We start from the raw sequence: 24,331 nt of genomic DNA, 5'->3' as shown, positions 1-24,331 counted from the left end.
GGACAACCGTTGCGCTAACTTCCGTCCGAAACATTCGGCGATGCCTCCTGGGCACGCCGCAGCCGCTCCCGGCTGTTCGACAAATGCATCCGCATTGCCGCGCGCGCCGCTTCGGCGTCCCGGCGTTCGATGGCATCGTAAATGTCCTCGTGCTCGCGATTGACGCGATCGAGGTAACTGCCCGGATCGTGATGCGCGAGCGCGGCCGAATTGACTCGCGTGCGCGGAATGATCGTGTTTCCCAGTTGACTCAGGATGCTATGGAAGTAGCGATTGCCCGTCGCTTTCGCCAGTTCCAGATGGAATGCGACGTCCGCCGCCACCGCGTTGCCCGTGCCTTCCGCGATGTGCCGCTCGAACTCGTCGAGCGCGCGGCGCATATGCACGAGGTTGTCGTCGGTGCGGCGCATCGCGGCCAGACCCGCCGCCTCGGCTTCGAGACTGATGCGCAATTCGAGGATCGCCATGACGTCGCGCACGGTCAGGTCGCCGGCCGCTTCGATCTGGAACCGGTCATGATCCCCCGCTTCGAGCACGAAAGTGCCGATGCCATGACGCGTCTGCACGAGCCGCGCCGCCTGCAACCGCGAGATGGACTCGCGTACCACCGTGCGGCTCACGCCGAGCTGCGCCATGATTTCGGACTCGGTGGGCAGCTTGTCGCCGGGCTGCAGCGCGCCACTACGGATGCGCTCCGACAGTTCGGCGACGACTTCCTCCGTGAGGTTGCGGGAACGGCGCAGCGCGCCGGTTGCGGGTGGCTGTGACATGGAAGAACCGAATTTTGAATGCTGATGGCCCATTATAGGGCGCGAGAGAGCTTGTACGACGACTATCGGCGGTGCGCGCGCCGGAATCGACCTCTCATTTTTTCGGTCGCCTTCGGGTTAGACCGGATAAGTGCATTCAAGGAACAATTCGTTGAAACGCAGCGCGGTGCAGCGTACAGTTCATGTACCGCGTGAAGTGACGGCGTTGCCTGCCTCGGATAGCAGGTCGGCGTTCGCCTGCTCCTGGCGCGCAACCGCACGTACGCATCTGTTCGATCGACAACCATCGCGCACGGGCGAGTTTAGAAAGCTCGGCAGCCAACTCGTCCTGTTCGATGCAATGCCGGCCACGCGCCGCGTCAGACGGAACGAGTCGAAGCACGGCAATACGGAACACAGCAACGATTTGCAAGCAAGCGGCCACTTCGACTCAGTTAGCGCGAACGCGCTGACAGTGCGATCGTTTCAACGCCGGCCGCCAGGAGACGAGCAATGATGCGAGAAGTATCCGGGGCGTTCTGCGGCTCCCGCAAACTGGATGAAGCACTCGAGGATCTGCAGGCAGAAGGCATTGCGAGCGACCGGATCCGCGTGGCGCGCATGAGCGGATTCGCCGACGTCCAGATGTCGATCGCGCTGAGCGCGAGTTCGCCGACGCAGTGGATCATCGCCGAGCACATCGGGCAAGCTGACCCCTACGACGCGCCGTACGACATCGCACCGTCGGACGACGACATTCTTCCCGCCTTCGGACATAACGACACACGCGATCTCGATGCCGAAGGCTTCGGTAGCATCACGCGAGTCGTCGTCACGATCCGCGATGAAGCCGAGATGCGTGCAGTATGCGATATCTTTTCGCGCCTCGGCACCGACGACCTCGACGCGGAAAGCGCGGCGGCCTAGCTCGTCGCATTCGACCGAAGAACGGCACTCACTGCGGACTCGGTTCGACCGGCTTGGCCTTCTTCTTATGCTTGAAGTGAGAGCCGCCTTTGCGGGTGCTTCCGGCCGTGGATGCGTTGTCGCCCCCGACGGTGGGTCCGGCAGTCGCGGCGCCGTGGGCGTTGCCGCCGCCGGAGCCACCGTTTCCGTTGCCACCGCCTTGAGCTAGTGCGACGCCCGACGCGAGCGTTGCGCCCGCCGCCAGAACAGCCATCAACGTCAGTCTGGTTTGTCTCATGTCCTTCCTCGGTGGTGACGATAGTCGGTGCCGCAGAAAAATGGCATTTTGCACGCCACATGCGGCATGCAGCGCGCGATCCGCTCCCTTTCACTCAGCAGATTTCATGCGCGTCGCTTGCGCACGTCGCAGCGCATCGGGTCTACCGCGCGCTTCGCCCGGTCGAAGTAGTTTCGCTTTCTTCGCGCGTCTCATCCAGCGGGCCGCACCGCAACGATGTCGCGCGAATTGCAAACCTTGTCGGCCAGCTTGACGAGCTTTGCCTAGTCGGTGATGTGCGCCGCATCACCCGCTTCGTTCGCGAGCACGTTTATTCGATCGTGCGTTGTACGCCGTACAGAACTCCAGGAGCAGGCGAGGCAACGGTCGATGCGCGGAGCGGCTGGTTTAGCGGAATCCATCAGCGACGTCTGGCCCGCTAGCCAATCGCTCGTCACCGCAGTAAAGAACGGCCAATAACGGCGCCAGCACCAGCCTGTTGTCATTAATTCTTATCGGTTAGATATTTCATTAAGCTTGCAAGCGAGAATAAAACTTACTGCTCTGAATAAATTCACCAGGTAAAACCAACGCCTGAAAATGGAGCTGAACGGCTAACGTAATCTCGCACTCATCGCCGCGACATCCATCAAGCCCGAAGCCGCGCGCATGGAGGCCGACCGTGCGCCATCGCACGGACGCACACCCTCTTGAATTCGTTAAATACGATAAAACTACCTCGACGGTGCGTGCGAGGGCTCTTAGAACCGAACAACGCTTCGAGCAATCACCACCATCTGTACGTCCCGGCCTAAATAACCTTAATGGGCCTTTGAAACGTAGACCCGTTTCAGACCCGATTGGCCAAATGCGCTTTGGCCAAGTACAAGGGAAACCAGACACAAATGAAAACTGAATTGCGCCGCATCCTTTCCGAGTCCGCACGCCTCGACGTGCCCATCGATACGCTTTCCGATAGCGACGATCTCTACGCCGCCGGTCTCTCATCGCTTGCCACGGTCCACGTGATGCTCGCAATCGAAGATGAATTCGGCGTCGAGATTCCCGATCACATGCTGACGCGCAGGCTCTTCTCCAGCGTCGATTCGCTCGCTGCGGCCGTCGAAGAACTGCGTCGTTCACAGGCGGACGCATGAACGCCGCCACGCAGCAACTGGAAGCGTCGCAACTTGCAAGTGTCGATATAAGCGCTGCGCCGCGCAGCGAAGCCGAACTGCTCGAAGCCGGGCATCGCGTCGCGGCCATTGCAGCGAAGCACGCCGATGCGGTCGACAAGGAAGCGCGCTTTCCAGCGGAGGCAATCGCGGCCATGCGCGCCGAGCGGCTCTTCTCCGCGATGGTGCCCGTGGTTTATGGCGGCGATGGTCTTTCGCTTGCAGGCGTCGCCCGCTTATGCGAGACGCTTGCCAAAGGCTGCGCTTCCGCCGCGATGATCTACGCGATGCATCAAAGCCAGGTCGTGTGCATTGTCGATCATGGCGTCGATGTACCGTGGCAACGCGACTTCCTGGCTCGCATGGTCAGCGAGCAGTTGCTGCTCGCATCCGCGACCTCGGAGGAGACTATTGGCGGCAACATGCGGACGAGCGCATGCGCGGTCGATCTCGTCGATGACGCCTTCACCATCGAAAAGCTCGCGACGACCATCTCTTACGGCAACTTCGCGGACGGCATTCTCGTCACCGCGCGCCGTCATCCGGAAGCACCGGCGTCGGACCAAGTGTTGATCGTCGCTCCGCGCGAGACGTTGCTGCTCGAGCAACGCGGCACGTGGGATACGCTCGGCATGCGTGGCACGTGCAGCGAAGGACATCGGCTCGTCGCCAAGGGCGCTGCAGAACAGATCCTGCCGGTGCCGTTCTCGAAGATCGCCGATGAAAGCATGCTGCCCATCTCGCATACGCTGTGGTCATCGGTATGGATCGGCATTGCATCCGATGCGTTGCATCGCGCGCATCAGTTCTTTCGCAATCAGTCACGCGGCAAGCCGGGCGCATTGCCGCCATCCGCATCGCGGCTTTCTCAAGCGGTCACGACTGTGCGCATGATGCAGGCGCGCTTGCGTGAATCGCTTCTCGCGGTCGAAGCGTCGCAAAGCGAACGCGCGACGCGTCACGCCAATCACACGGAGGACTTCGATGCGCCGCTGACGGCATCGATCGGCCTTGCGGCCGATCTGAACATGCTGAAGCTCGCGATCTCGCAATCCGCTGTGAGCGTGGTTCAGGAAGCACTGATGATTTGCGGCATGGCGGGCTATAAAAACGATACGCCGTTTAGCGTGGGACGGCATCTGCGCGACCTGCATTCCGCGCCGCTCATGATCAGCAACGATCGCATCGAATTGAATACGGCGAACCTGCTGCTTGCGCAGCGCGCCGCAACCGGGGACCTATAACGATATGAACATGCCGAACGAACAAGCCGCAATCATGGCTGACGCAGAATCACAAGCGACGCAGGCAACTTACGACCAATCGGATCTTACTTTGCGCGATCGCCTCATCGAAGCGGGCATTCTCATCGATACGGGCGAAGACGGACTCTATGGCCGCAGTGCGATTTTCGAAGACATCGTCGAGCGCCTCAATCAGGCCATTACCCTGCTTGGCGCGGACCAGCACGCCGAAGTGCTGCGCTTTCCGCCGGCCATGCGCCGGCGCGACTTCGAAGACAGTGAGTACCTCAAGAGCTTCCCCAACCTGGCCGGCACGATTCATTCGTTTGCGGGCAATGACCGCGGACATCATCGGCTGCTGGAGGCACTCGACAAGATCGTGCATATCGGCGAGGAAGAAGAACGTTCGGATGAATGGATGGACCAGCAAAAGCCGACGCGCCTCGTACTGACGCCCGCCGCGTGCTATCCGATCTATCCGCTCGTCGCCAAGCGCGGAAATCTGGCTAAGGACGGCGCCACTTTCGACGCGTTCTCTTATTGTTTCCGTCACGAGCCTTCCATCGATCCGGGTCGCATGCAGATGTTCCGCATGCGCGAATATATTCGCGTCGGCAGCCCTGAACAAGTCATGGCATTCAGACAGAAGTGGATCGAGCGCGGATCGCTGCTCGTGCGCCTGCTGCAATTGCCATTCGAAATTGACCTCGCGAACGACCCGTTTTTTGGCCGGGGCGGCAAGATCGTGGCGGATAGCCAGCGCGCGCAACAACTCAAGTTCGAGTTGCTCGTGCCGGTCGCTACACCCGACCGTCCGACGGCTTGCCTCTCGTTCAACTATCACATGGAGCACTTTGGCGAGCTGTGGAATATCCGCCAGGCCGACGATAACGTCGCGCATACCGCATGCGTCGGCTTCGGCATGGAGCGTACGACGCTCGCGCTGTTCCGTCATCATGGCCTCGACGTGAAGGCATGGCCTGCACCTGTGCGTGAATTGCTGTGGGGCAATGGCGAACCGATCATCGCCGATAGCCTCGCCAACCTGGGCAAAGACGCATGAACGCGCGCTCGCCCGCGGAAGCGCTGAATGGCACAGACGACGAAGCAAGCCGCCATGCACTGCATCGCGGCGAGCGTGTCTGGCTCGAAACGAATTGCTATGTCGACTTGTGGATCGAGCTTCTGCATCACCTTGATTGCGATCCCCATGCGGCGCTAGGCTTTACCGTAACGCAGGCTTTCGAGGGCGATCAGTTCACGTTTCCGAAGTTCTCACTGGACGACATCGGCAGGCTCTATGGGCTGCAGGCCCAGGAGCTTGCCATTTATGACACGCTTCAGGCACACGTCTGCGAGCAGACAAGGCGCGGTCATGTAGTCGTCGCAGAGGTCGATGCCTTCTATTTGCCCGATACGCGCGCAACCGCATACCGTCAGACGCACTCCAAGACGACGATTGCGATCGACACGATCGACGCTTCAGCGAAGCGCATCACCTACTTCCATAATGCCGGCTACTTCGCGCTTTGCGGTGAAGACTACGACGGCGTGTTTCGCCTGAGGCCGGATCTCGTCGGCGACGCGCATGCGCTGTTTCCATACGTGGAGTTCGTCAAGCGAGCACGCGCGCCACTCGAAGGCGATGCGCTCGTGCAACGCTCTGTCGAGTTGCTGAAGCTGCGTCTGGCGGATCGCCCCTCGGCGAATCCGATCTCGCAATGGCGCGCAGAGTTTCCAGAACATTTGCGCGCATTGCTGGAACGCGACGTCGCTTATTACCACCTGTACACGTTCAACGTAATGCGTCAGCTCGGGTCGAACTTCGAACTGTTGTCGAAGTATCTGATCTGGTTGAACGCAAACGGCGTCGATGTGCCAACGGACATCCAGACGAGCGCGCAAGCCATTGCCAGCGAAGCGATGGTCATGCAATTCCGCCTCGCGCGGGCACGCATGCGCTCGCGCTCCGATGCTTGCACCGATTGCTTCGACTCGCTCGAATCGTCTTATGACAAGGTAATCGAGCCGCTTGCTCTGCGCTTTCTCTAAAGCCTTAGCCGCGCTAGCGTGGCTAACGCACGCTAAAGAAATCAAATATAAGGAAAGCTCATGTATGCCTCGCCGCTTGTGCCGCGCCGCCTGGACGCCGGCTGGCAATGCGCAAGCACGCCTGCCGGCGCCTGCCCGACGCCCGACGCGCTCGATGCTCATACACAGTGGCTCGACGCACCTGTGCCTGGCACCGTGGCCTGTGCGCATCGCGCTGCAGGAGTCAATGGCGACGCACTCGCGCAGCCTTATGCACTGTCGGACCATTGGTATCGCATCACGCTCAACGTGACGGGCAAGCGACGCTTGCGCTTCAACGGGCTGGTGACGATAGCGGAAATATGGATCGACGGCCGCAAGCTGCTCGAATCAGACTCGATGTTCTTGGCACATGACCTTGACGTCGACTTCGCGGGCGAGACGACGCTTTATCTCTGCTTCCGATCCATCGCGCCCGCGCTTGCAGCCAAACGCGGACGCGCACGCTGGCGTCCGAAGCTCGCGCAGCCGGCGACCTTGCGCAATGTACGCACGACGCTCCTCGGGCATATGCCCGGATGGTGCCCCGCGATTCAGCCTGCGGGACCGTGGCGCGCGGTCGAGGTTATCGGCGAGTCGGATGCATCGATCGATCGCGTGCAGATGACTTCGAGCGTCGATGGCCGCGATGGTCTGCTCGATGTGACGGTGCGCTTCTATCACGCACAAGCGCCTCAAGATATGCAACTGGAGTGCGGCGATGCCTCAGCGCAGCTTCACTGGCTCGACGCACACACCGTGACTGGAAGAGTCCGCGTAGTGCAGGCACGCTTGTGGTGGCCGCATACGCATGGCGAGCCGGCGCGCTATTCAGTAAAGATCGCAGGAGGGCTGCAAAGAGTCATTTCGCTTGGCGATATCGCCTTCCGTACGATCGATGTCGATCGCGGACCGGATGGCGCGGGCTTCCAGCTCGTCTTGAACGGCACGCCCGTTTTCGCTCGCGGAGCATGCTGGACTTCCGCCGATATCGTCGCGCTGGACGCGCCGCGCGAAAAACTGAAAGCGCTTTTCAAAGCGTGCCGTCAAGCGGGTTTGAACATTATCCGTGTGAGTGGCACAACGCTCTATGAATCCGATACGTTCTACGAGCTCGCCGACGAATACGGCATCCTGGTGTGGCAAGACTTTGCGTTCGCCAACTTCGACTATCCGACCGACGAAGCATTCGAACAAAGCGTGCAACGGGAAGCGGAGCAATTTCTTGCGCGCACGCGGCGCTTCGCATCGCTTGCGGTATTGTGTGGCGGAAGCGAAGTGCATCAGCAGGCCGCCATGCTCGGCCTGCCCTTCGACGCATATCAACAGCGGCTATTCACCGAGCTCTTGCCCTCGATCATCGCAAGCATGCGGCCCGATGTGCCTTATGTCGTCAATTCACCGAGCGCAGCGCCCGGCGACAAGCTATCCATGCCCTTCGGAACACGCGGCGGCGTCACTCACTACTACGGCGTAGGCGCCTATCAACGCCCTTTGGACGATGCACGCCGCGCACGAGTCCGCTTCGCATCCGAATGCCTCGCATTCGCCAATGTTCCCGACGACGTCGCTTTGGGCGCAACACCCAATGCATCGCGGCCCCATGAGCCGCGCTGGAAAATCGGCGTGCCGCGCGACCCCGGCGCGGCTTGGGATTTCGATGACGTGCGCGAACACTACCTGCGCTCGCTCTACGGCGTCGACGTCGCGCGATTGCGATACGAAGATCCGGAGCGTTATCTGACGCTTTCGCGGGCCGTCGTGGCCGATGTCATGGGCGCTGTGTTTTCAGAATGGCGGCGCAAGGAGTCGACATGCGCGGGTGGCATCGTGTGGAATCTGCTCGATCTTCGGCCCGGTGCCGGCTGGGGTGTGATCGACGTATCCGGCGTTCCGAAGAGTGCGTTGCATGGCCTGGCTCGCGTGCTCCAGCCCGTGCAAGTGCTGATTACCGATGAAGGTCTCGACGGTATCGACGTACATCTCGTGAATGAAACCGCGCATGACATTCGCGCGCGGGTCGACTTGACCTGCTTGCGCGATGGCTCGATCAAGGTCGCAGGCGGCTCCTGCGACATCGTTATGAAGGCGCGTAGTGTCGAAAAAATCAATTCGGGCTCGCTGATCGGCGCGTTCTTCGACACGGCTTACGCCTACCGTTTCGGTCCCCGGGGCCACGATACGACTTATGTGCGTCTGATCGATGCAGACACGGGCGCGGTACTGTCAGAGGCTTTTCATCTTCCCGATATGTCCGTGAGCGAACGCCGCGACGTCGGCCTGAGCGTCACCCTCGACAAAGGCGATGACGGATGGGCGCTTCACGTCACCGCAACGAGCTTCGCGCGATGGGTGCATGTGGTTGACCCTGACTATCGTGCAGAGGTTGACTGGTTTCATCTGGCGCCTGACAGCACGCGAAGAATCCCGCTCATTCCTCGCAACGGCACTGTCACCAGGGCGCCGGAAGGCGATGTGTTCGCGATCAACGGCACGCGCGGCGCGTCTTATCGCGCGCGCGACGCTTAGCGAACTCAGCGAAGCCCGTCAAGCTTCCGAATCCACATACGATGCGAGCCCGCGTCCGAATGACCAGTCCTCGCGCCGATTAGGCGCAAGCACGATCAGCACGTCTTCGGGCCGCAAGCCGGGCGATACGGACAGGCGCGTGGCAAGCGTCTTGTAGAAAGCTTTCTTGGTGGGAAGGTTGCGCCAATCGCTTGCGGTAATGTGGATGAAGACGAGGTCATCGCTTCGCTCGACGCCCAAATAATTCGCGTCGTAAATGAAGTCGTCACGGTCGCGCTGTTCTATGAGTTGGAAGCGGTCGTCCACCGGAACCTGGAACGCTTCGACCAGCGCCTCATGAACCTGATTCGAGATCGCGCGGATGTGCTCCCGCGACTTTCCTTTGATCAGCGAGATTCTAACGAGCGGCATGAATATTCCCCAAGCGGTCTGAGAGCGCGATGAAAGCTACTCTACTGCTCGCCATCAAGTTCGAATATTCAATAATTCAGTACCGATACTTGCGCCGAATCGAACGATCAACGTGCCCGCAGCGCATCGACGATACTCATGCGCGAGGCCCTCAGCGCAGGCAGGAATCCGCCGACGAAACCCATCAGGAGCGAGAACACGACCGTGCGAATCACAACCGACGGCGTGAGAATGAAGCGGAAGGACAAGTCAGCGAAGGTCTGGAAATTCGTCGTGGAAAACGAGGCGAACTGCATCAATGCGGCACAGCACAGGCCCGCCATGCCGCCTACGAGTCCGAGCAAAAGTGCTTCCAGCAGGAAAGCAAGCAGCACGTCGATTCGTTTGAAGCCCAACGCGCGCAAGGTGCCGATTTCCCCGACGCGGTTAGCAACCGACGCGTACATCGTGATCATCGCGCCGATCATGGCAGCTATCGAGAAGATGATGGATAACGTGAAGCCAAGAATATTGATGAAGGTCGAGAGCGCCCTGGACTGATCGCCGTAAAAGACTTGCTCGCGTTTCGCTTCGTCTGCGAGGCGCGGGTCCACGTCGATATCGCTCCTGAAGCGTTCGAAGGCATCGCTGCGCGCGAGGCGCACGATCATCGACGAGTACGTGGTTCGGCGAAACGACTGCATCAATTGATCGGCATCGCCCCAGATTTCCGAGTCGAAACCGCTGCCGGCCGCATCGAAATGGCCGACGACAGTCCAGTCACGCTGCGCGAAGCGCAAATGCTCGCCGATGCGCGTGCCGCCAAAGCCCCTGGCAATGCTGCTGCCCACGATGATTTCCGACGAACCGTGCGTGAACATGCGCCCCGCCGTGAGCTTCACTTGCGGGCGCAACTCGACGCCCATCGCAGACACGCCGCGAATGACGACATTGGCCGGCGTATTCGTGCCGAGCTTGGTCAGCGAGATAAGAACTACGGTCTCTTTCGATGCGAGCGGCTCTCCATTTCGATTCAAAGCGACCGACGGATGCATTTCCATCACATTGGCTTGCGCGCGATCGATCGCGCTTTGAATCTCCGTCTCCGCGCCCTTGCGAATGACGACGACGTTGTCGCGCTCGCCCGTCGAAACGAGTGTCTTTTTGAGGCCCGCGTCGAGCATCAGCACCGTTGCAAAGACGAATACCACGAGCGCAAGGCCGCTTGCGGTCAGCAGTGTCGTGAGGCGGCGCGCCCATAGATTGCGGGCGACATAGGAAACCGGAATGGCCATGGCCGTCTGCTCCTAACCGATGGCGCGCAAGCCTTCGACGATGCGCACACGGCTTGCCTGAAAAGCCGGTACGACCGCCGCCGCCAGCGCAACGGCCAGCGCGCAGACCGCCTGCAAGAACATCGTCTCGTGCGATACCCTGAATACCGGAAACACGCCGCCCGTTGCATGCTGAAAAACGACGGCAGCGGGCGGAGTCAGCAACATGCCTATACCGCCGCCAATGGCGCAAATCGCAAGCGACTCACCGAAGACGAGCACCGAAAGAAACGTCGGTCCGAAGCCGAGCGCCTTGAGCGTTGCATATTCGACGGTGCGCTCGCGCGCGCTCATTGCCATGGCATTGGCCATCACGGCCATGATGATCAGGATCACCACGTATGACACGACACGTATCGCCGCAATGATCTGATTCGACATCGCGACGAAGCCGAGTTGAAACGCCTGCTCCGTTTCGGTCAAGGTCTCAGCGAGTGAGTTCTTGAACACGCTGTCGATGTTGCGTGAGACGGCCGCAGCATGGTCCGAATTATCGATGCCGACAACGTACACGCCGACCTGATCCACGTTGCGCTTCGTCGTCTTGCGAATGGTTTCGTTCAGGTACTCCCAGTGGAACACGAGCTGCCGCGTGATGGTGGATTCCTCGCGCCCTTCCATGATGCCGCGCACGACGAAGTCCCACGTGCCCGGATAGATGGTGCCCTTTAGCGGGATCACGTCACCGACCTTGAAGCCGTATTGCGTGGCGAGTTGGCGCCCGATAAGACAGCCTTTTCTGTCGCGCTGATAATCGGCACGCGCTTGCGGCGAAATAATGAACTCGGGGTAAAGATCCAGATAATTGTCCGACACTGCAAACTGCGCGAAGAAATTCTTGGGGTCGCGATAGACGCCGCCGAACCAGTTGGAGCGCGCAACCATCGTGACGCCATCGACGCCGCGTATGCGGTTCTCATACGCAAGCGGCAAAGGAAAAACGAGCGAAATGGCATTGCGCGTGACGAGCCGCGCATTCGATGCCGCCGCCGCGCCTGCATACCACGCATCGACGACCGTGTGCAGCAGGCCATAAGCCAGCACGGCGATGGTGAGTCCCAGCACGGTCAATGCGGTGCGCAGCTTGTGGCGTGTCGCGTTGCGCAGAATCAGCTTGAGGACGTACATGGCTTAGCGCGCCTTGTCATCGATCAATTCGCCTTTCTCCAGATGCACGAGCGCTTTGGCGGCGTTGGCAGCATGCGCATCGTGCGTGACCATGATGATGGTCTTGCCAAGGCGCTCGTTCAAACGCTGCATCATCGCGAGCACTTCGCTGGCGGAAGTGCGATCGAGGTCGCCGGTCGGCTCGTCCGCGACGATCAGCTTCGGATCGGTGATCAACGCGCGTGCAATCGCGACGCGCTGCTGTTGCCCGCCCGATAGCTCCGATGGATAGTGACTCGTGCGCTCGCTCATATTGACCATGTCGAGCACCATCGCGACACGCTCGCGACGTTCGGCTCGCGAGAGCCTTGTCAGCATCAGCGGAAGCTCGACGTTCTCAAACGCGGTCAACACCGGCATGAGGTTATAGAACTGAAAAATAAAGCCCACGTGCGATGCGCGCCAGTCCGCAAGCGCGGCTTCCGGCAAGCGTGTAATGTCGAGCCCGCCGACCCGCAACTCGCCGCTATCGGGTCTGTCGATGCCTGCAATGAGATTGAGCAGCGTACTCTTGCCGGAACCCGACGGCCCCATCAAGGCAACGAAATCGCCTTCGGCAATGGACAGTGTGATGTCGGTCAATACCGGCACCGTCTGCACGCCACGCCGATACGACTTCGCGACGTGGCTGATCTGAACGAGGGGCGCCGTGCTCACGCTATTTCTTCGCCACGGTGATGCTGGCGCCGTCCTTGAGCTTGTCACCGGGCGCAAGCACGAGCGTGTCACCTGGCTTGACACCGGATACGGCAAGCAGGTCGCCAATGCGCTCACCCGTTGTCACAGGCACTTCGCGCGCCTTGTCGTTATCGACGCGATACACCACGTTCTTGCCGCCGCGCATGACGACAGCCGCAGGCTGCACCGCGACCACTGCCTTCTTTTCTTCGGGCGGCACGGGTTTCGACAGAAACGCGATCTTCGCGCTCATATCAGGCAGCACGCGTTCATCCCGATCGACGAAACGCACTTTCACGAGCACCGTGGCCTTGGAGCGATCGACTGTCGGCACGATGCGCGACACGCGGCCTGCAAAGCGGGTATCGGGCAATGCATCGAGTTGCACCTCGCATGGCTGATCGACCTTGATGCGTGCAATATTCGATTCGGCCACGTCCGCCTCGACTTCGAGCGTCTTCATGTCGGCGATGGTGACGACTGCGCCCTTGCTATCCGATGCCGACGAAAACGGCGTGATGTTATCGCCGACATTGGCGTGCTTCTCGAGCACGACGCCATCGAACGGAGCGCGAATCACGGTCTGATCGACGGCGACTTGTGCGGCGCGCGCGTTGGCTTGCGCGGAAAGAATCGCAGCCTGGTCGCTATTGATGGATGCTTTGGCCTTGTCATAGCGGGCGCGGTCGGCATCGTATTGCGACGCCGATATCGCGCCGTGCGGTGCAAGCACCAGCGAGCGCTTGAGATTGGCTGCCGCATTCTCGAGTTCAGCGCGCTGCAACTGCAGGTTGGCTTGCGCGACCTTGACCTGCGCCTGTGCCTGTGCGAGCGACGCCGCCACATCGGCGCTTTCCAGCCGCGCGATGATCTGCCCTTCCTTCACCACCGTCCCTTCGAGCACGCCGAGCCATTCGACACGGCCCTGCGCCTTCGACGCCACCGCCGCCTTGCGCTGCGGCACGACATAGCCGGTCGCATTCAAGAGCGTATAAGTCTGCGATGGATACACCGACGTGACGGTGGCGGTCTCCACCGCTTGCGGCCCGGCAAGCCGGACGCCGACGCCGATCAGCACAGCAATGATGGCCGCGATGGCCGCATAGCGAATCCAGTTGCGCCTGCGACGCGGCATGACAGATGCGGCCGCGGGTCCGCGGTCGATCCTGAGTTTCTCTAAGTCGTGTTCAGCCAATTTTTGGGATATACCGAGCCGTTTTCGTTGCTTTGCGCAGCGGTTCGGCAGTGTTGCGTTCAGGGACGCTCAGTATAGCGCCGCGCCTTGTGTTGCTTTCGGCTTCCTTGCTGCGACCGTCGAACGCTGCGCGCCTGTTTCAGGTCGATTGCCCCGAACGCGGCGAACGCCCGGATGCGCGCTGTCATCCGATGGCGTCTTGAATACAACATGCTTGGATGTCCGCATTGGGCGCCTCGTGCGCGGGACGCACAGCGATGCTGGGTGATTTTCGTGCGCTGCTGACGATGTTTGCCGATGAGGTTTCGCAGGCGTGAACAAAAAGCGGACGAACGTCACTTGGGGAGCTGGCGTACCGCTGCCTTCGGTTCCATCGAAAATGAATGCACATACCGGCTTGTGAACAAAAATCTTACGGCGAGCCGAACCGCCCCGCGCTCACGCATCGCACCAGCATTTCGCGGCGGAACAATCAGCTTTATTTTAAGATAGCCGCTTTCAGGACTCGGCGATGCGTGCCAGGGGTAGTTTCGTGTTATTTCGGAAACCAGGTCGAAACGCTGCGATAAGAGCCGTTGGCGCCGTGCTGTGCTTGTCGGCGACGGTCTACGCGCAGCAGGCGCACTGCACGGCATCCGCGCCCGCGGCGACTGCGGCGACGGCTGCGAGCGCGTCAACGAACAGCATTCTTGCCGTGACGTCGCTGCCGCCGCACTTTAGCGGCGACGATCCCGAGCACGTGCGAGACGCATTGGCTGCCGCGACGTCATCGAGCAAGAAGCCGGGAGCAAACCCGACGATCACGGGCCGCGTGCGCAGCTTTCTGGCGCGCCCGTTTCATCGCACGTCGAGCGCTTCCGTCCCAAGCAAGGATGAGCGATCGCAAGCCGAGCGGACTTTTGCATTCGTGATACCAGCGTCGTACGGCGTGCGTTTTGAATCCAGAAAAAAGCTTCTGTCGGTCAACGTATCGCTTGCGGCGCCCGAGCAACCCGATCTAATTCTGCTCAAGCGCAAAGTCGAAGGCCAGAGCGGACGGAAGCTCGTCATTGCACCGGAAGCGAAGGCGAAGGGCTTCATTCAGACCATCGACACGATTCAGCTGGACACCGACGACCGCGCCAAAACGAGCGTGCGTGGAAGCGCGCTGCTTCCTGGCTTCGATCCGTCGCATGGCAGCGGCGATTTCGCGATCGTGCTCGTCTGTTCGCTGGAACCGCCTTACCTGTCCGACCGCTCCGAGCACAGCGATCCCACCGATGAGGAGCCCACCGACATCACGCGGAGGACATCGACGTTGCACGGACGTATCGACGCCGTGTGGCTCATCGACAGAAACACCGGCACGATCGTCACGAGGCGGTTACGTCTCGTCAAGTAGACGCGAGCGACGCGCTGGTGCGACGCGAAAACCCCTTGATTCAGGCTGTTTTCAATCATTCACGAGGTGGCGCCATAGGTCGAGGAACGACAAGCTCGCGTCATGGAGAGACGAATGCCCCGTAGTTTCAGAGCCGTGCGCAAGACCGGTCGCATCGTCGGTTTGCGCTTGTTTCGGCGCAACAACAGTGCGTGGCTGCGCGTCGCTGACGTGTTCTCGCGCTTCCCGCTGCTGGCGGGCATCATCGGCACGGCAATGGCCCTGTCGATGGGCGTGCTTTCATTCGCCGCGCTATGGCAAGGGCGCGCGCAGGCCCTGCAGAACGCGCACGAGGCATCGGCGAATGTCGTCGCCACGCTCAGCGCGGACATTGCACGCAACGTGGAATCGAGCGACCTGTCGTTACGCACGATCGTAAGCAGCATCGAGAATCCGGAGGTCGCGAAGATGGCGCCCGCGCTGCGCCCGCTCGTGCTGTTCGACGGCGCGACGGCCGCGAGTTATATCGGCGGCGCATTCGTCATGAACGCCCAGGGGCGAATCACGGATGCGCGGGACGCATCCGACCGCGCTAACCTTTGGTTCAGCGATCGCGGCTATTTCAAGGCGCACGAGCAAAACGCTAATGTGGGACTGTATATTTCGGGGCCCTACGAATCGCGCTTGCGCGACGGCAAGCCATCGCTCGCGTTGAGCCGGCGCATCAACGCGCCCGACGGCTCCTTCGCGGGTGTCGCTGTCATCGCGCTGAACACGAGCTACTTCGATCTCTTGCTATCGCGCGTGAACGTCGGCCGTGCAGGATCGGTATTCATCGTGCAACGCGACGGTGTGATGCTCGCACGCAAACCTCCCTTGCAAGGCGATGGCGCGGGCAATGCGCGAAACGTCTCCGTTTCCCCGACATTCGTCGCCATGAAGGATCAGCCCTCGGGCTCGTACATCGCCACGTCCGCGCTCGATGGCGTTCGCCGCCTCTACACCTTCGTGCGCGTGCCGGGCACGAACCTGATCGCCGCAGTCGCGCCCGCGGAGGACGACGTGCTCGAAGGCTGGCGGCATCGGAGCACCATCATCGGCGGACTCACGTTGATGTTCGGCGGCGGGTTCATCGCCATCTCCTGGCTGCTGGCGATTTCGCTGCGATCGCGCGCCACAGCGCTCGAGAAGCTCCAGCGGCTGGCGGGCACCGACGCACTGACTGGCCTGAGCAACCGGCGGGCACTCGATCGCCGTCTCGGCGAAGAGTGGCGCCGTGCGCGTCGTGCCGACCAACCGCTGTCCGCCCTCTTCGTCGACGTAGATTACTTCAAGCTCTATAACGATACCTACGGCCACGCAATGGGCGACGATGCCCTCGTTGCGGTGGCGGATTGCATTCAGCATGCAGTGAAACGCCCCGGCGATATCGTCGCCCGCTATGGCGGTGAGGAATTCGTGATCGTGCTGCCCGGCGCAACGGCGGCCAGTGCGGTGATGTTCGCCGATCGCCTGCGCAAGAAGGTCGAGTCGCTCGCCATCTCCAACAGCGGTTCGCCGAAGGGCTTCCTCACGGTCAGCATCGGCGCCGCGACGGCGATGCCGCGTCAGGGCAGTGACGCGCTCAAGTTGCTCAACAGTGCCGACGCCGCGCTTTATCGGGCGAAACGGGCGGGCCGGAACCAGGCGATCCACGAAGACAGTCTTGCGGACGGCGGCGTGTAGCGTAGCGCGATGGCATGCCGTATGGCATGTGCTTTCGCATTCTGCATTCGACGGAGGTATGAGACGGCAGTGTCTGCCGTGCCTGATGCAATGGTCGTGAGTCACGCTCGATGCATCGACGATACATTGACGAGACTCGTGCGCTTGATCGGCGTGCCGCGGTCTGGACGGACGAGGCACGCGCCGCGCTGATGATCGAAAGCACGTAGAGGCTATGATGTCAGCGCATTTCGCCGCTCCACGCGGGGAACCGTCGTCGCCATCCACAAAAACGCAGCGCTGTTGGTGCCGAACTCGACGGTACCCGCGCGGCCAGTGAAGTGCATAGCGCCATACGCGAACATGTGGAGTTGATCGCGGCGCTCGAGACGCGCGGTGGCCCGCGCATGGCTGCGCTTCTGCGTCGGCATCTGCCGGGGCACGCGTGGTGCAAAGCAGGCCTGGCGTGCGGTTGTGGTCACGTAGTCGCATGAGCAACCGATGCCATGCTTTCGTGCTGGGTATGGCTCGTGACCGGGGCAATGACCGCAAGCGCAGCCGTAATGACCATTGCGACGATGCTGATAGTGATGGCGTTCATGTTGACCTCCGTTTCGATGAAGCCATTCTCGTCGCACAAAGTTAGCGGCGAATGAGCGCATCCGTCGGAAAGCAGCGTGCGCCGCTGCAGAAGCAATATCGGCATTCATCATTCGGCATACAAGATGCAATCGACGCACGTGAGCAGCACCGCAATCATCGAACTACCGTTCAAGCGCCCGTTCGACTGGGCGCGCCTTCTCGCGTTCATCGGCGGCAGGGCGTCGGCCGGTGTCGAATCGGTGGAAGACGGCGTTTATCGTCGGGCGATCGAATGGCGCGGCGCCGACGGCGTCATCGAAGTGACACCGCACGGACGCAAGCATCGCCTGATCGCGTCCGTGCACGGCGATGCGCGCCGCCACGCCGATGAACTCGCTGCCCCGCTCTCCCGCATGTTCGACGTGGACGTCGATCCTCACGAGATCGCGCATTGCCTCTCGCGCGATCCGTTGCTTGCACCGCTCGTCGAAGCGGCGCCGGGACTGCGTGTGCCGGGGGCGTGGTCCGGCTTCGAGCTCGTGGTGCGGACGATCGTCGGGCAGCAGGTGAGCGTGAAGGGCGCATCGACGATCATGGGCCGCATCGTCCAGCGCGCGGGCCGGCGCATCGACGGTCATCCGCACGAAGGCACAGCGTGGCGCTTTCCGACGCCGCGCGAGCTCGCCGATGCGGACCTCGACAAGATCGGCATGCCTGGCAAGCGCGTCGAAACCGTGCAACGCTTCGCGCGCGCGGTCGCGACAGGCGCACTGCCGATCGATACGCCCGGCGCCAACCGGGAAGACCTGAAGCGCGAGTTGCTCGCGATGCCCGGCATCGGTCCGTGGACGGTCGGCTATGTCGCGATGCGCGCCCTGCGCGATCCCGACGCGTGGCCCGATGCCGATCTCGTACTGATGCAGGCGATTGCGCGGCGCGAGCCCGCGCTTGCCAGGCCGGCGCAGCAACGTGCGTACACCGAACGCTGGCGTCCGTGGCGCGCTTATGCGGCGATGCACCTGTGGAACGGTGCCGCCCTGAATACGGGACGCTTGCGAGGCGGTTGAATCCTGCATGCGGTCTGTTGCATTCAGGATGCCGGGCAATCGAAAATAGCCTAATCTCGATATGACCGAGCGACGCGGATGCCACGGCGCAGCCGAGCATCACGCCTGGCAGCAAGAAACATGGCAGTACGAGGAGCAGGGAGTCGCACATGGACGCTGCATCCCGAGGTACGGAGGGCGGACGCGGTGAACGCGCCGCGTCAGCAGTGGATGCCGCGATTGCATGCAATGTGCCAATTGCGCCGCGCGTGCAGAAGATCGTCGTCGCGATTCATGGCATCGGCAATCAGTTGCATAGCGATACCGTACGCTCGGTCGCCAGCCAGTTCGGTTCGCGTTACGACCCGCCGCTGCCCGTCATGCCGCTCGGCTATTTCGACATCGCGGGCGTCGGCGAAGTCGATGTGCGTCAGCTCGACCTGCCCGAGGGTGGCCCCTATACCGCCGAGCAACGCGCCTTCTATTCGACGCTCGGTTTCGCCGAAGTCTATTGGGCGGATATCCCGCGCGAAGTGGTCAAGCAGGACGACACGCTCGAGGAAAGCAAGGCGTGGGGACTGTCCATCGTGAGCCGCGCGCAGGCCGCCTATATGCTGAATGTGAGCGAGCGCAAGCTGGAACCGGCCGACTTCTCGCTTGCGGCTGGCGTCGTCGAGGAAATCGTCGAAACGGTCGCCGTGATGCAAAGCCTGCTCGCCGTGACGGAGAAGGCCGGCATCTTCAAGTTCGATCTGGCGCCGGTCCTGCGCGATTATGTCGGCGACGTCCAGCTCGTCGCGGATTTCAAGCAGCATCGCGACACGATCGTCTTTCGCTTCCATCGGGTGATGAAACGGCTAGTCGATCTGGTCACGACGCGTTGCAACTGTGCGCCGGAGGTTTATCTGATCGCACATAGCGAAGGCACAGTCATCAGTTTCCTCGGCATTCTGCATGCACTTTCACAGTCTTGCGTGCAGGACCCGAGGGACAAGAAGCAGGTCATCAGCACTGATTGGGTGAAATGCCTGCGAGGCTTCATGACCATCGGTTCGCCCATCGACAAGCATGTTCTGTTGTGGCCGGACCTATGGCGGAACATGGCGCTCACAACGCGGGAAACAGATGGTGCGATCGAGTTACCGGATCGAACTGGCGGCGTCTTGCGGCTCGGTTCGCGTATCAAGTGGCGCAACTATTACGACTTCGGAGACCCCGTCGGCTTCGCGCTCGACACGACGCGCGCTTACCTGGATGCTGCAGGCTGCAAGGCGTTCGAATTCGAAGACAGGCACGACTACGGATTCGCCCGTTACTGGCTGCCCGGCAAGGCGCATACCGAGTACTGGACCGATGCGGGCGTCTTCAACCACTTCATCGAAGACGTCATGCTCGGCGAGTCCGACGCGGTCCCTCCACGCAACCGCCGCGCGCGCGGCTTCGTCAGCACGGCGATTCCCTATCTGCTGAGCTTCGCGCTGCATCTCGCGGCCGTGTTCTTCGTATACAAAGCCGTGACCGCATCATCGGACGCCGACAGTTCGGGCAGCGAAGCCGCATTCATCCATCTCACGCGCTCGGTCTTTGCGCTCGCATGTCTGTTGATGGGAACGACCGTCGCGGCGCGCATTCCTCGACTCGTGAAGGCACGCGGCGCGACCCGCACCGATGCGTGGCTGCGCTGGCGCGTCGCTGCGCTCGTGGCCTTCGGAGTCGGCGCACTCCTCTTCTGGCTCGTGTTGCGGCCGGACGTCGCCGAGTTTCTCGCGGGACCCTTCGGGGATATCGTGCACGATCGCATGCAGGATTCAATCGTCGGTAAGCTCGTGTTCGTCGCGGCCGGGATTTGCGTCGCACTGTCTGGCTGGTTCGCGCCGCGAAGGCCACGCTGGGGACGACGTGTGATCGTCGGCATGGGTGCGCTGATGACGGTGCTGATCGTCGGCGTTCGGCTCTGGGGCGATCTCGAAGACACGGCGTTATGGCCTGTCGTGCTGGGCGGCCTCCTTTTTCTCTATGCGTGGTGGCTGGCAATTCTGATCTTCGATCTCGCATTTGTCTGGCATCGCTACGTGCGCAATTCCGTTGCGCTCGATACCCTGCGCGCCTGGCGGCTGCAAGGGCGCGACGCGCAGCCCCGCCCGATCGTACGAATGAATCGGCAACGGAAAGCGCGCTGAATCGAACGCTGCATGTTGAATGATGAATGCTGAATGCTGAAGCGATCCGCTAGTTCTATCGCCGGCTGATGGACCGCATGCATGGGTCTCCACTGCACCCTTCAAGAAAGGAAGACGTCTATGAACGACGGCCCAAACGACCAATGGCAGTATCAGGTGCGAATCCGGCTCAGTCCGCGATACGCGGAACTGGCACGCAAAGACAGGAACAACGCGGCGCTGTCGTCGCTCAACACGTTGCTCCAGCGACACGGCGCTTCGTTGAAGTGCCAGTTCGATGCTTTCGCCGATTACGTCGCCGAAGCCGAGCGCGAAGGCACTGAGAATTACCCGCTGTATCGATGGACACGCGAAACCATCGAGAATCCCGCCAAGCAAGCAAAGTATCTGCATGCCTTCACGCTGTACGTAAACGGCGACGAAGTCTACGACAAGGCCATCGCGGATGCGCTCGAACTGGACCTCGAAGAACTCGCGATACGCACGAGCGACCTCATCACCGAGGTCCGCAAGCTAGACACGAATCCAGCCCATAATCCGCAGCCACCCTCCTACGGCAAGTCCTGACGGGCGCATGGTTGACGTTGCGAGCATCGCACGATAAGGTCTTGGTCAACCAACCAAGCCCATCGCGCGAGGCAGCCAGCGTGCAGGATCGCAGACAAACCATACTCGAGGCCGCCCTCGCCACGTTGCGCGAAGAAGGCTACGCCGGCTTCACGCAGCCGCGTGTCGCCAGGCGCGCCGGCGTGCGCCAGAGCCATCTCACCTACTACTTTCCCACGCGGCTCGCGCTGGTCGAAGCTGTCGCACGCACGGCCGTCGATGGCCAGCTCAGTGCACTTGATGCTTTCGCGAGCGAAGCATCGCCGAAGATCACGGCGGCATCGATCGCTAGCGTCGCCATGCGGCACGAGAACACGCGCGTGCTGATGGCGCTCGCGCAGGCCGCCGACGAAGAACCTTCCATACGCAGCCTGTTTCGCGAGTTCGCGGATTCCATTGCGGCGCGCGTCACGCGCATGCTCGAAGCGATGGGGCTCGCTGCCAGCAAGGAACATGTGGCGATGGTCCACGCGCTCGTTGTGGGCCTCGCTGTCGTCGAGCTGGCGGTCGGGCGCAGCGATGGCAAGCGCCGGGCAAGCGCCGCGATCGAAGCCCTCTTTTCCATGCTGCCCCTCAGCGATGAAAGCGCCTCGCACCCTTCGCGGGAATGAAGCCATGCCGCAGCGCGACGTTCCCGCAGTGATCCGGTACCGCAACGTCGATTGCATACCGCATTCCATCGCGCCGCTCCGATGACATCGCATGAAACAAGTCTGCACAAGACGGCGGGAAATCCGCGTCCTATAGTGAGCCTCATTGCCACACCGAAACGCCGGGTGGCCCACGCACCGAACAGGACATCCCGTGAACGACAGATCAAATGCTGCATGCAAGCGCGTTTCGTCCGCATCCAAAATGCCAATTCACCGGATGATGATCGTCGCTGCGGCGGCCGCCCTCGCATTATCGAGCGGCTCCGCTTTCGCGGGCTGGGCGCGCGGCGGCACGGCGTACACCGCGCGCGGTGAATATAACGGTGCGCATTTCGGCTCCTGCGGCGGCGAAAGCTGCTCGCACGCGGGCGGCGTGGTGAATCCGTGGGGCGGCGTTGCGACGAATTCGGGCACAGTCACGCGGACCGCGCCGGGGCAGTTCTCCAATTCAGGTACGGCCTATGGCCCCTATGGACGCTCGGTGCAGCATGCAGGCGACACGAGCTGCGCCGGCGGCGCGTGCTCGCATACCGGCAGCATGACAGGCCCCGGCGGCAATACCGCGACCACAGCGAACACCGTGACACGCAGCGCACCAGGGCAGTATTCATCGTCTGGCTCCGTGACCGGTCCCAACGGCAACACGTCCACCCATACGGCTTTCACGAATTGCGCCGGCTATACCTGCAATCGCTACGGCGCCGTCGATACAGCGGGCGGCGGCACCGTCGCCCATTCCGGCAGTGCGACGAGCGTCGCGCCGGGCGTCGTCGTGACGTCGGGATCGGCGACGGCGACGAACGTCTCGCATAGCACGACCGTGGTAACGGGCGCGACCGTGTCGACTGCCGCGGTGATCGTAGCGCCGCCGCCTCCGCCGCCCGCTACCGTCTATGTCGCGCCTGCACAGCAACCCGCGGTTTGGGTTCCCGGTCACTGGGTCGGCACGGTCTGGGTCCCGGCGCATTGGGCCTGAATGCAGAATACCAATGCGTCGGCCTCGCCGATGCGGTGACCACTGCCGTTCTTGCGGCGGCTGGCGGTACACTGCGAGTCAACGCTGCGTCAGAAAGCAGGCTCGACATGCTCAGTGTCATTTCAGATGCGCAGGAATCGAGGGCGATCCGCTCATGCCACGGCACCGCATGAAGCGCCCTCACCTGCCACCAGACCATGCGAAAGGGATCTTGCACGACCTCACGTGGACGGTCGGGCCTCTCCTGCTTGCCTTTGCGCTCGCGACTGCGCTCGTCGTCTGGCTAGTCAACCCTGCGCCGCCCCGGACGATCACCATCAGCGCGGGCCAGCCCGACAGCTCGCTTTATCAGACCGCGCAGCAATACGCGAAGGTACTTGCGCGCAACGGCATCACGCTCGAGGTGCTGCCTTCCGATGGCTCCGTGCAAAACCTCGAGCGTCTGCTCGATCCCAACGTTCAGGTGGACCTTGCGCTCGTGCAGGGCGGCATCGCGACCAAGGAGCAGGCGTTGTCGCTGATGTCGCTCGGCAGCGTGTCGTATGTCCCTATCGTCGTGTTTTATCGGGGAAAGGGACTTACGCTGCTATCGCAACTGGAGGGCAAGCGCGTTGCAGTCGGACGCGCAGGCAGCGGCACCCGCATGCTGTCGCTGAAACTGCTCGAAGCGAACGGCATCACGCCCGGCGGCAGCACACAGCTTCTTCCGACCGATGGCCTGCAGGCGGCCACTCAACTCGTCAGCGACGAAGCAGACGCCGTATTTCTTAGCGGTGATTCGGCCACGCGCGGACTCATGCTCCGCTTGCTTAAGGTGCCCGGCATATCGGTAATGGACTTCAACGAAGCGCGCGCTTATACACGAATCTTTCCGTATCTCGACGAGATCGAATTGCCGCCCGGCGTGCTCGATCTTGGACGACGCATTCCGCCGCAGACCGTGCATCTGATCAGCCCGACAGTGGAGCTCGTGGCGCGCACGAGCCTGCACCCGGCCCTCTCGGACTTGCTGATCGAAGCTGCGCAGGAGGTGCATGGCATGGCCGGGCTATTGCAGCGCGCAGGTCAGTTCCCGAGTCCCGTTGCGCATGAGTTCCCCATTAGCGAGGATGCAAGCCGCTACTTCCGCTCGGGAAAGAGTTTTCTTTATCGGGCACTGCCATTCTGGCTTGCGAACATCGCCGATCGTGCGCTCGTTTTGCTCCTGCCCGTCGCGGTACTGATTTTTCCGGCGCTGCGTCTCGTGCCCGCGCTGTACCGATGGCGAGTGCGCTCGCGCATTTATCGCTATTACGGCGCGCTCCTCGCCGTGGAGCGAGGCGCCATGCATATGTCGAGCGATGACGAGCGGCATGCGTTGCTCGTGGAACTGGATTACATCGAAGAATCGCTGGATACGCTCAAGCTCCCGCTAGCGTATGCCGATGCACTTTACGTGCTCCGCGAGCATATCGGCTTCGTGCGCTCGCGACTGGCCACTGCGTCGCGAAAGGAAAAACACACGGCTTAG

At 61.7% G+C, this 24,331-nt stretch carries 22 protein-coding genes; 14 read left to right on the top strand and 8 right to left on the bottom strand.

The window, feature by feature from the left end:
- Positions 1–14 precede the first annotated feature (14 nt).
- Positions 15–770, bottom strand: coding sequence for a FadR/GntR family transcriptional regulator (locus P9220_RS21605; protein ID WP_309767559.1), 756 nt, complete (start codon positions 768–770; stop codon positions 15–17).
- Positions 771–1,262: 492 nt separating this feature from the next.
- On the opposite strand from P9220_RS21605, the gene P9220_RS21600 reads away from it, so the two are divergent.
- Positions 1,263–1,676 carry a hypothetical protein gene (locus P9220_RS21600; RefSeq protein WP_309767558.1) on the top strand — a complete coding sequence of 138 codons (414 nt, stop codon included), beginning with the start codon at positions 1,263–1,265 and terminating at the stop codon, positions 1,674–1,676.
- A gap of 28 nt (positions 1,677–1,704) precedes the next feature.
- On the opposite strand, the gene P9220_RS21595 is transcribed toward P9220_RS21600, so the two are convergent.
- A complete protein-coding gene (locus tag P9220_RS21595) occupies positions 1,705–1,953 on the bottom strand; it encodes a hypothetical protein (protein WP_309767556.1) in 249 nt (82 codons plus the stop codon).
- A gap of 884 nt (positions 1,954–2,837) precedes the next feature.
- Between P9220_RS21595 and P9220_RS21590 the strand changes: the two genes are divergently transcribed.
- From P9220_RS21590 to P9220_RS21570, 5 genes are read left to right on the top strand one after another with little or no spacing between them, the layout of a single operon-like run.
- Positions 2,838–3,089: an acyl carrier protein gene (locus P9220_RS21590; RefSeq protein ID WP_244796055.1), complete on the top strand. Its 252-nt coding sequence runs from the start codon at positions 2,838–2,840 to the stop codon at positions 3,087–3,089.
- Positions 3,086–4,351, top strand: a complete 1,266-nt coding sequence (locus tag P9220_RS21585; RefSeq protein ID WP_309767554.1) for an acyl-CoA dehydrogenase family protein — start codon at positions 3,086–3,088, stop codon at positions 4,349–4,351. The genes P9220_RS21590 and P9220_RS21585 overlap by 4 nt, the downstream gene beginning before the upstream one ends.
- A gap of 4 nt (positions 4,352–4,355) precedes the next feature.
- The gene (locus tag P9220_RS21580) at positions 4,356–5,414 is read left to right on the top strand and encodes an amino acid--[acyl-carrier-protein] ligase (protein ID WP_309767552.1); all 1,059 of its coding nucleotides are present in this window, start codon (positions 4,356–4,358) and stop codon (positions 5,412–5,414) included.
- A complete protein-coding gene (locus tag P9220_RS21575; RefSeq protein WP_309767551.1) occupies positions 5,411–6,403 on the top strand; it encodes a DUF1839 family protein in 993 nt (330 codons plus the stop codon). The genes P9220_RS21580 and P9220_RS21575 overlap by 4 nt, the downstream gene beginning before the upstream one ends.
- A gap of 60 nt (positions 6,404–6,463) precedes the next feature.
- Complete coding sequence (locus P9220_RS21570) at positions 6,464–8,950, top strand: glycosyl hydrolase 2 galactose-binding domain-containing protein (RefSeq protein WP_309767550.1); 2,487 nt, start codon at positions 6,464–6,466, stop codon at positions 8,948–8,950.
- A gap of 18 nt (positions 8,951–8,968) precedes the next feature.
- On the opposite strand, the gene P9220_RS21565 is transcribed toward P9220_RS21570, so the two are convergent.
- The 5 genes from P9220_RS21565 to P9220_RS21545 form a co-directional block, all read right to left on the bottom strand.
- A complete protein-coding gene (locus P9220_RS21565; RefSeq protein WP_309767549.1) occupies positions 8,969–9,361 on the bottom strand; it encodes a tautomerase family protein in 393 nt (130 codons plus the stop codon).
- A 107-nt stretch (positions 9,362–9,468) separates the two neighbouring features.
- On the bottom strand, positions 9,469–10,635 hold the full coding sequence (locus P9220_RS21560; RefSeq protein WP_309767547.1) for an ABC transporter permease: 1,167 nt from the start codon (positions 10,633–10,635) through the stop codon (positions 9,469–9,471).
- A gap of 12 nt (positions 10,636–10,647) precedes the next feature.
- Positions 10,648–11,802, bottom strand: coding sequence for an ABC transporter permease (locus P9220_RS21555; RefSeq protein WP_309767545.1), 1,155 nt, complete (start codon positions 11,800–11,802; stop codon positions 10,648–10,650).
- Positions 11,803–11,805: 3 nt separating this feature from the next.
- Positions 11,806–12,498 carry an ABC transporter ATP-binding protein gene (locus tag P9220_RS21550; RefSeq protein WP_309767542.1) on the bottom strand — a complete coding sequence of 231 codons (693 nt, stop codon included), beginning with the start codon at positions 12,496–12,498 and terminating at the stop codon, positions 11,806–11,808.
- A gap of 1 nt (position 12,499) precedes the next feature.
- Entirely contained in the window at positions 12,500–13,654 is a 1,155-nt protein-coding gene (locus tag P9220_RS21545) for an efflux RND transporter periplasmic adaptor subunit (protein WP_309767540.1), read from the bottom strand.
- Between the two features lie 643 nt (positions 13,655–14,297).
- Between P9220_RS21545 and P9220_RS21540 the strand changes: the two genes are divergently transcribed.
- Positions 14,298–15,095: a hypothetical protein gene (locus tag P9220_RS21540; protein ID WP_309767538.1), complete on the top strand. Its 798-nt coding sequence runs from the start codon at positions 14,298–14,300 to the stop codon at positions 15,093–15,095.
- Between the two features lie 114 nt (positions 15,096–15,209).
- Entirely contained in the window at positions 15,210–16,799 is a 1,590-nt protein-coding gene (locus tag P9220_RS21535) for a sensor domain-containing diguanylate cyclase (protein WP_309767536.1), read from the top strand.
- A 457-nt stretch (positions 16,800–17,256) separates the two neighbouring features.
- On the opposite strand, the gene P9220_RS21530 is transcribed toward P9220_RS21535, so the two are convergent.
- Positions 17,257–17,379 (bottom strand): hypothetical protein, encoded by a 123-nt coding sequence (locus P9220_RS21530; RefSeq protein WP_309767534.1) that lies wholly within the window; start codon positions 17,377–17,379, stop codon positions 17,257–17,259.
- 124 nt (positions 17,380–17,503) lie between these two features.
- Between P9220_RS21530 and P9220_RS21525 the strand changes: the two genes are divergently transcribed.
- The 6 genes from P9220_RS21525 (at position 17,504) to P9220_RS21500 (ending at position 24,331) form a co-directional block, all read left to right on the top strand.
- Entirely contained in the window at positions 17,504–18,427 is a 924-nt protein-coding gene (locus P9220_RS21525; protein WP_309767532.1) for an AlkA N-terminal domain-containing protein, read from the top strand.
- Between the two features lie 149 nt (positions 18,428–18,576).
- Positions 18,577–20,586: an MFS transporter gene (locus tag P9220_RS21520; protein WP_309767530.1), complete on the top strand. Its 2,010-nt coding sequence runs from the start codon at positions 18,577–18,579 to the stop codon at positions 20,584–20,586.
- A gap of 120 nt (positions 20,587–20,706) precedes the next feature.
- Positions 20,707–21,153, top strand: coding sequence for a hypothetical protein (locus P9220_RS21515; RefSeq protein WP_309767528.1), 447 nt, complete (start codon positions 20,707–20,709; stop codon positions 21,151–21,153).
- 41 nt (positions 21,154–21,194) lie between these two features.
- Positions 21,195–21,803 (top strand): TetR family transcriptional regulator, encoded by a 609-nt coding sequence (locus P9220_RS21510; RefSeq protein WP_309767526.1) that lies wholly within the window; start codon positions 21,195–21,197, stop codon positions 21,801–21,803.
- Between the two features lie 244 nt (positions 21,804–22,047).
- The gene (locus P9220_RS21505; RefSeq protein WP_309767523.1) at positions 22,048–22,821 is read left to right on the top strand and encodes a hypothetical protein; all 774 of its coding nucleotides are present in this window, start codon (positions 22,048–22,050) and stop codon (positions 22,819–22,821) included.
- Between the two features lie 154 nt (positions 22,822–22,975).
- Positions 22,976–24,331 (top strand): TAXI family TRAP transporter solute-binding subunit, encoded by a 1,356-nt coding sequence (locus P9220_RS21500; protein WP_309767521.1) that lies wholly within the window; start codon positions 22,976–22,978, stop codon positions 24,329–24,331.

Source organism: Caballeronia sp. LZ016 (assembly GCF_031450805.1).
GTDB lineage: Bacteria > Pseudomonadota > Gammaproteobacteria > Burkholderiales > Burkholderiaceae > Caballeronia.
This window is presented reverse-complemented; position numbering and strand designations above follow the sequence as displayed.

Bases quoted from the DNA above. Each gene is read 5' to 3' on its own strand.
- P9220_RS21605 (WP_309767559.1), bottom strand. From the start codon at position 770: ATGTCACAGCCACCCGCAACCGGCGCGCTGCGCCGTTCCCGCAACCTC.
- P9220_RS21600 (WP_309767558.1), top strand. From the start codon at position 1,263: ATGATGCGAGAAGTATCCGGGGCGTTCTGCGGCTCCCGCAAACTGGAT.
- P9220_RS21595 (WP_309767556.1), bottom strand. From the start codon at position 1,953: ATGAGACAAACCAGACTGACGTTGATGGCTGTTCTGGCGGCGGGCGCA.
- P9220_RS21590 (WP_244796055.1), top strand. From the start codon at position 2,838: ATGAAAACTGAATTGCGCCGCATCCTTTCCGAGTCCGCACGCCTCGAC.
- P9220_RS21585 (WP_309767554.1), top strand. From the start codon at position 3,086: ATGAACGCCGCCACGCAGCAACTGGAAGCGTCGCAACTTGCAAGTGTC.
- P9220_RS21580 (WP_309767552.1), top strand. From the start codon at position 4,356: ATGAACATGCCGAACGAACAAGCCGCAATCATGGCTGACGCAGAATCA.
- P9220_RS21575 (WP_309767551.1), top strand. From the start codon at position 5,411: ATGAACGCGCGCTCGCCCGCGGAAGCGCTGAATGGCACAGACGACGAA.
- P9220_RS21570 (WP_309767550.1), top strand. From the start codon at position 6,464: ATGTATGCCTCGCCGCTTGTGCCGCGCCGCCTGGACGCCGGCTGGCAA.
- P9220_RS21565 (WP_309767549.1), bottom strand. From the start codon at position 9,361: ATGCCGCTCGTTAGAATCTCGCTGATCAAAGGAAAGTCGCGGGAGCAC.
- P9220_RS21560 (WP_309767547.1), bottom strand. From the start codon at position 10,635: ATGGCCATTCCGGTTTCCTATGTCGCCCGCAATCTATGGGCGCGCCGC.
- P9220_RS21555 (WP_309767545.1), bottom strand. From the start codon at position 11,802: ATGTACGTCCTCAAGCTGATTCTGCGCAACGCGACACGCCACAAGCTG.
- P9220_RS21545 (WP_309767540.1), bottom strand. From the start codon at position 13,654: ATGCCGCGTCGCAGGCGCAACTGGATTCGCTATGCGGCCATCGCGGCC.
- P9220_RS21535 (WP_309767536.1), top strand. From the start codon at position 15,210: ATGCCCCGTAGTTTCAGAGCCGTGCGCAAGACCGGTCGCATCGTCGGT.
- P9220_RS21530 (WP_309767534.1), bottom strand. From the start codon at position 17,379: ATGAACGCCATCACTATCAGCATCGTCGCAATGGTCATTACGGCTGCG.
- P9220_RS21525 (WP_309767532.1), top strand. From the start codon at position 17,504: ATGCAATCGACGCACGTGAGCAGCACCGCAATCATCGAACTACCGTTC.
- P9220_RS21520 (WP_309767530.1), top strand. From the start codon at position 18,577: ATGGACGCTGCATCCCGAGGTACGGAGGGCGGACGCGGTGAACGCGCC.
- P9220_RS21515 (WP_309767528.1), top strand. From the start codon at position 20,707: ATGAACGACGGCCCAAACGACCAATGGCAGTATCAGGTGCGAATCCGG.
- P9220_RS21505 (WP_309767523.1), top strand. From the start codon at position 22,048: ATGCCAATTCACCGGATGATGATCGTCGCTGCGGCGGCCGCCCTCGCA.
- P9220_RS21500 (WP_309767521.1), top strand. From the start codon at position 22,976: ATGCCACGGCACCGCATGAAGCGCCCTCACCTGCCACCAGACCATGCG.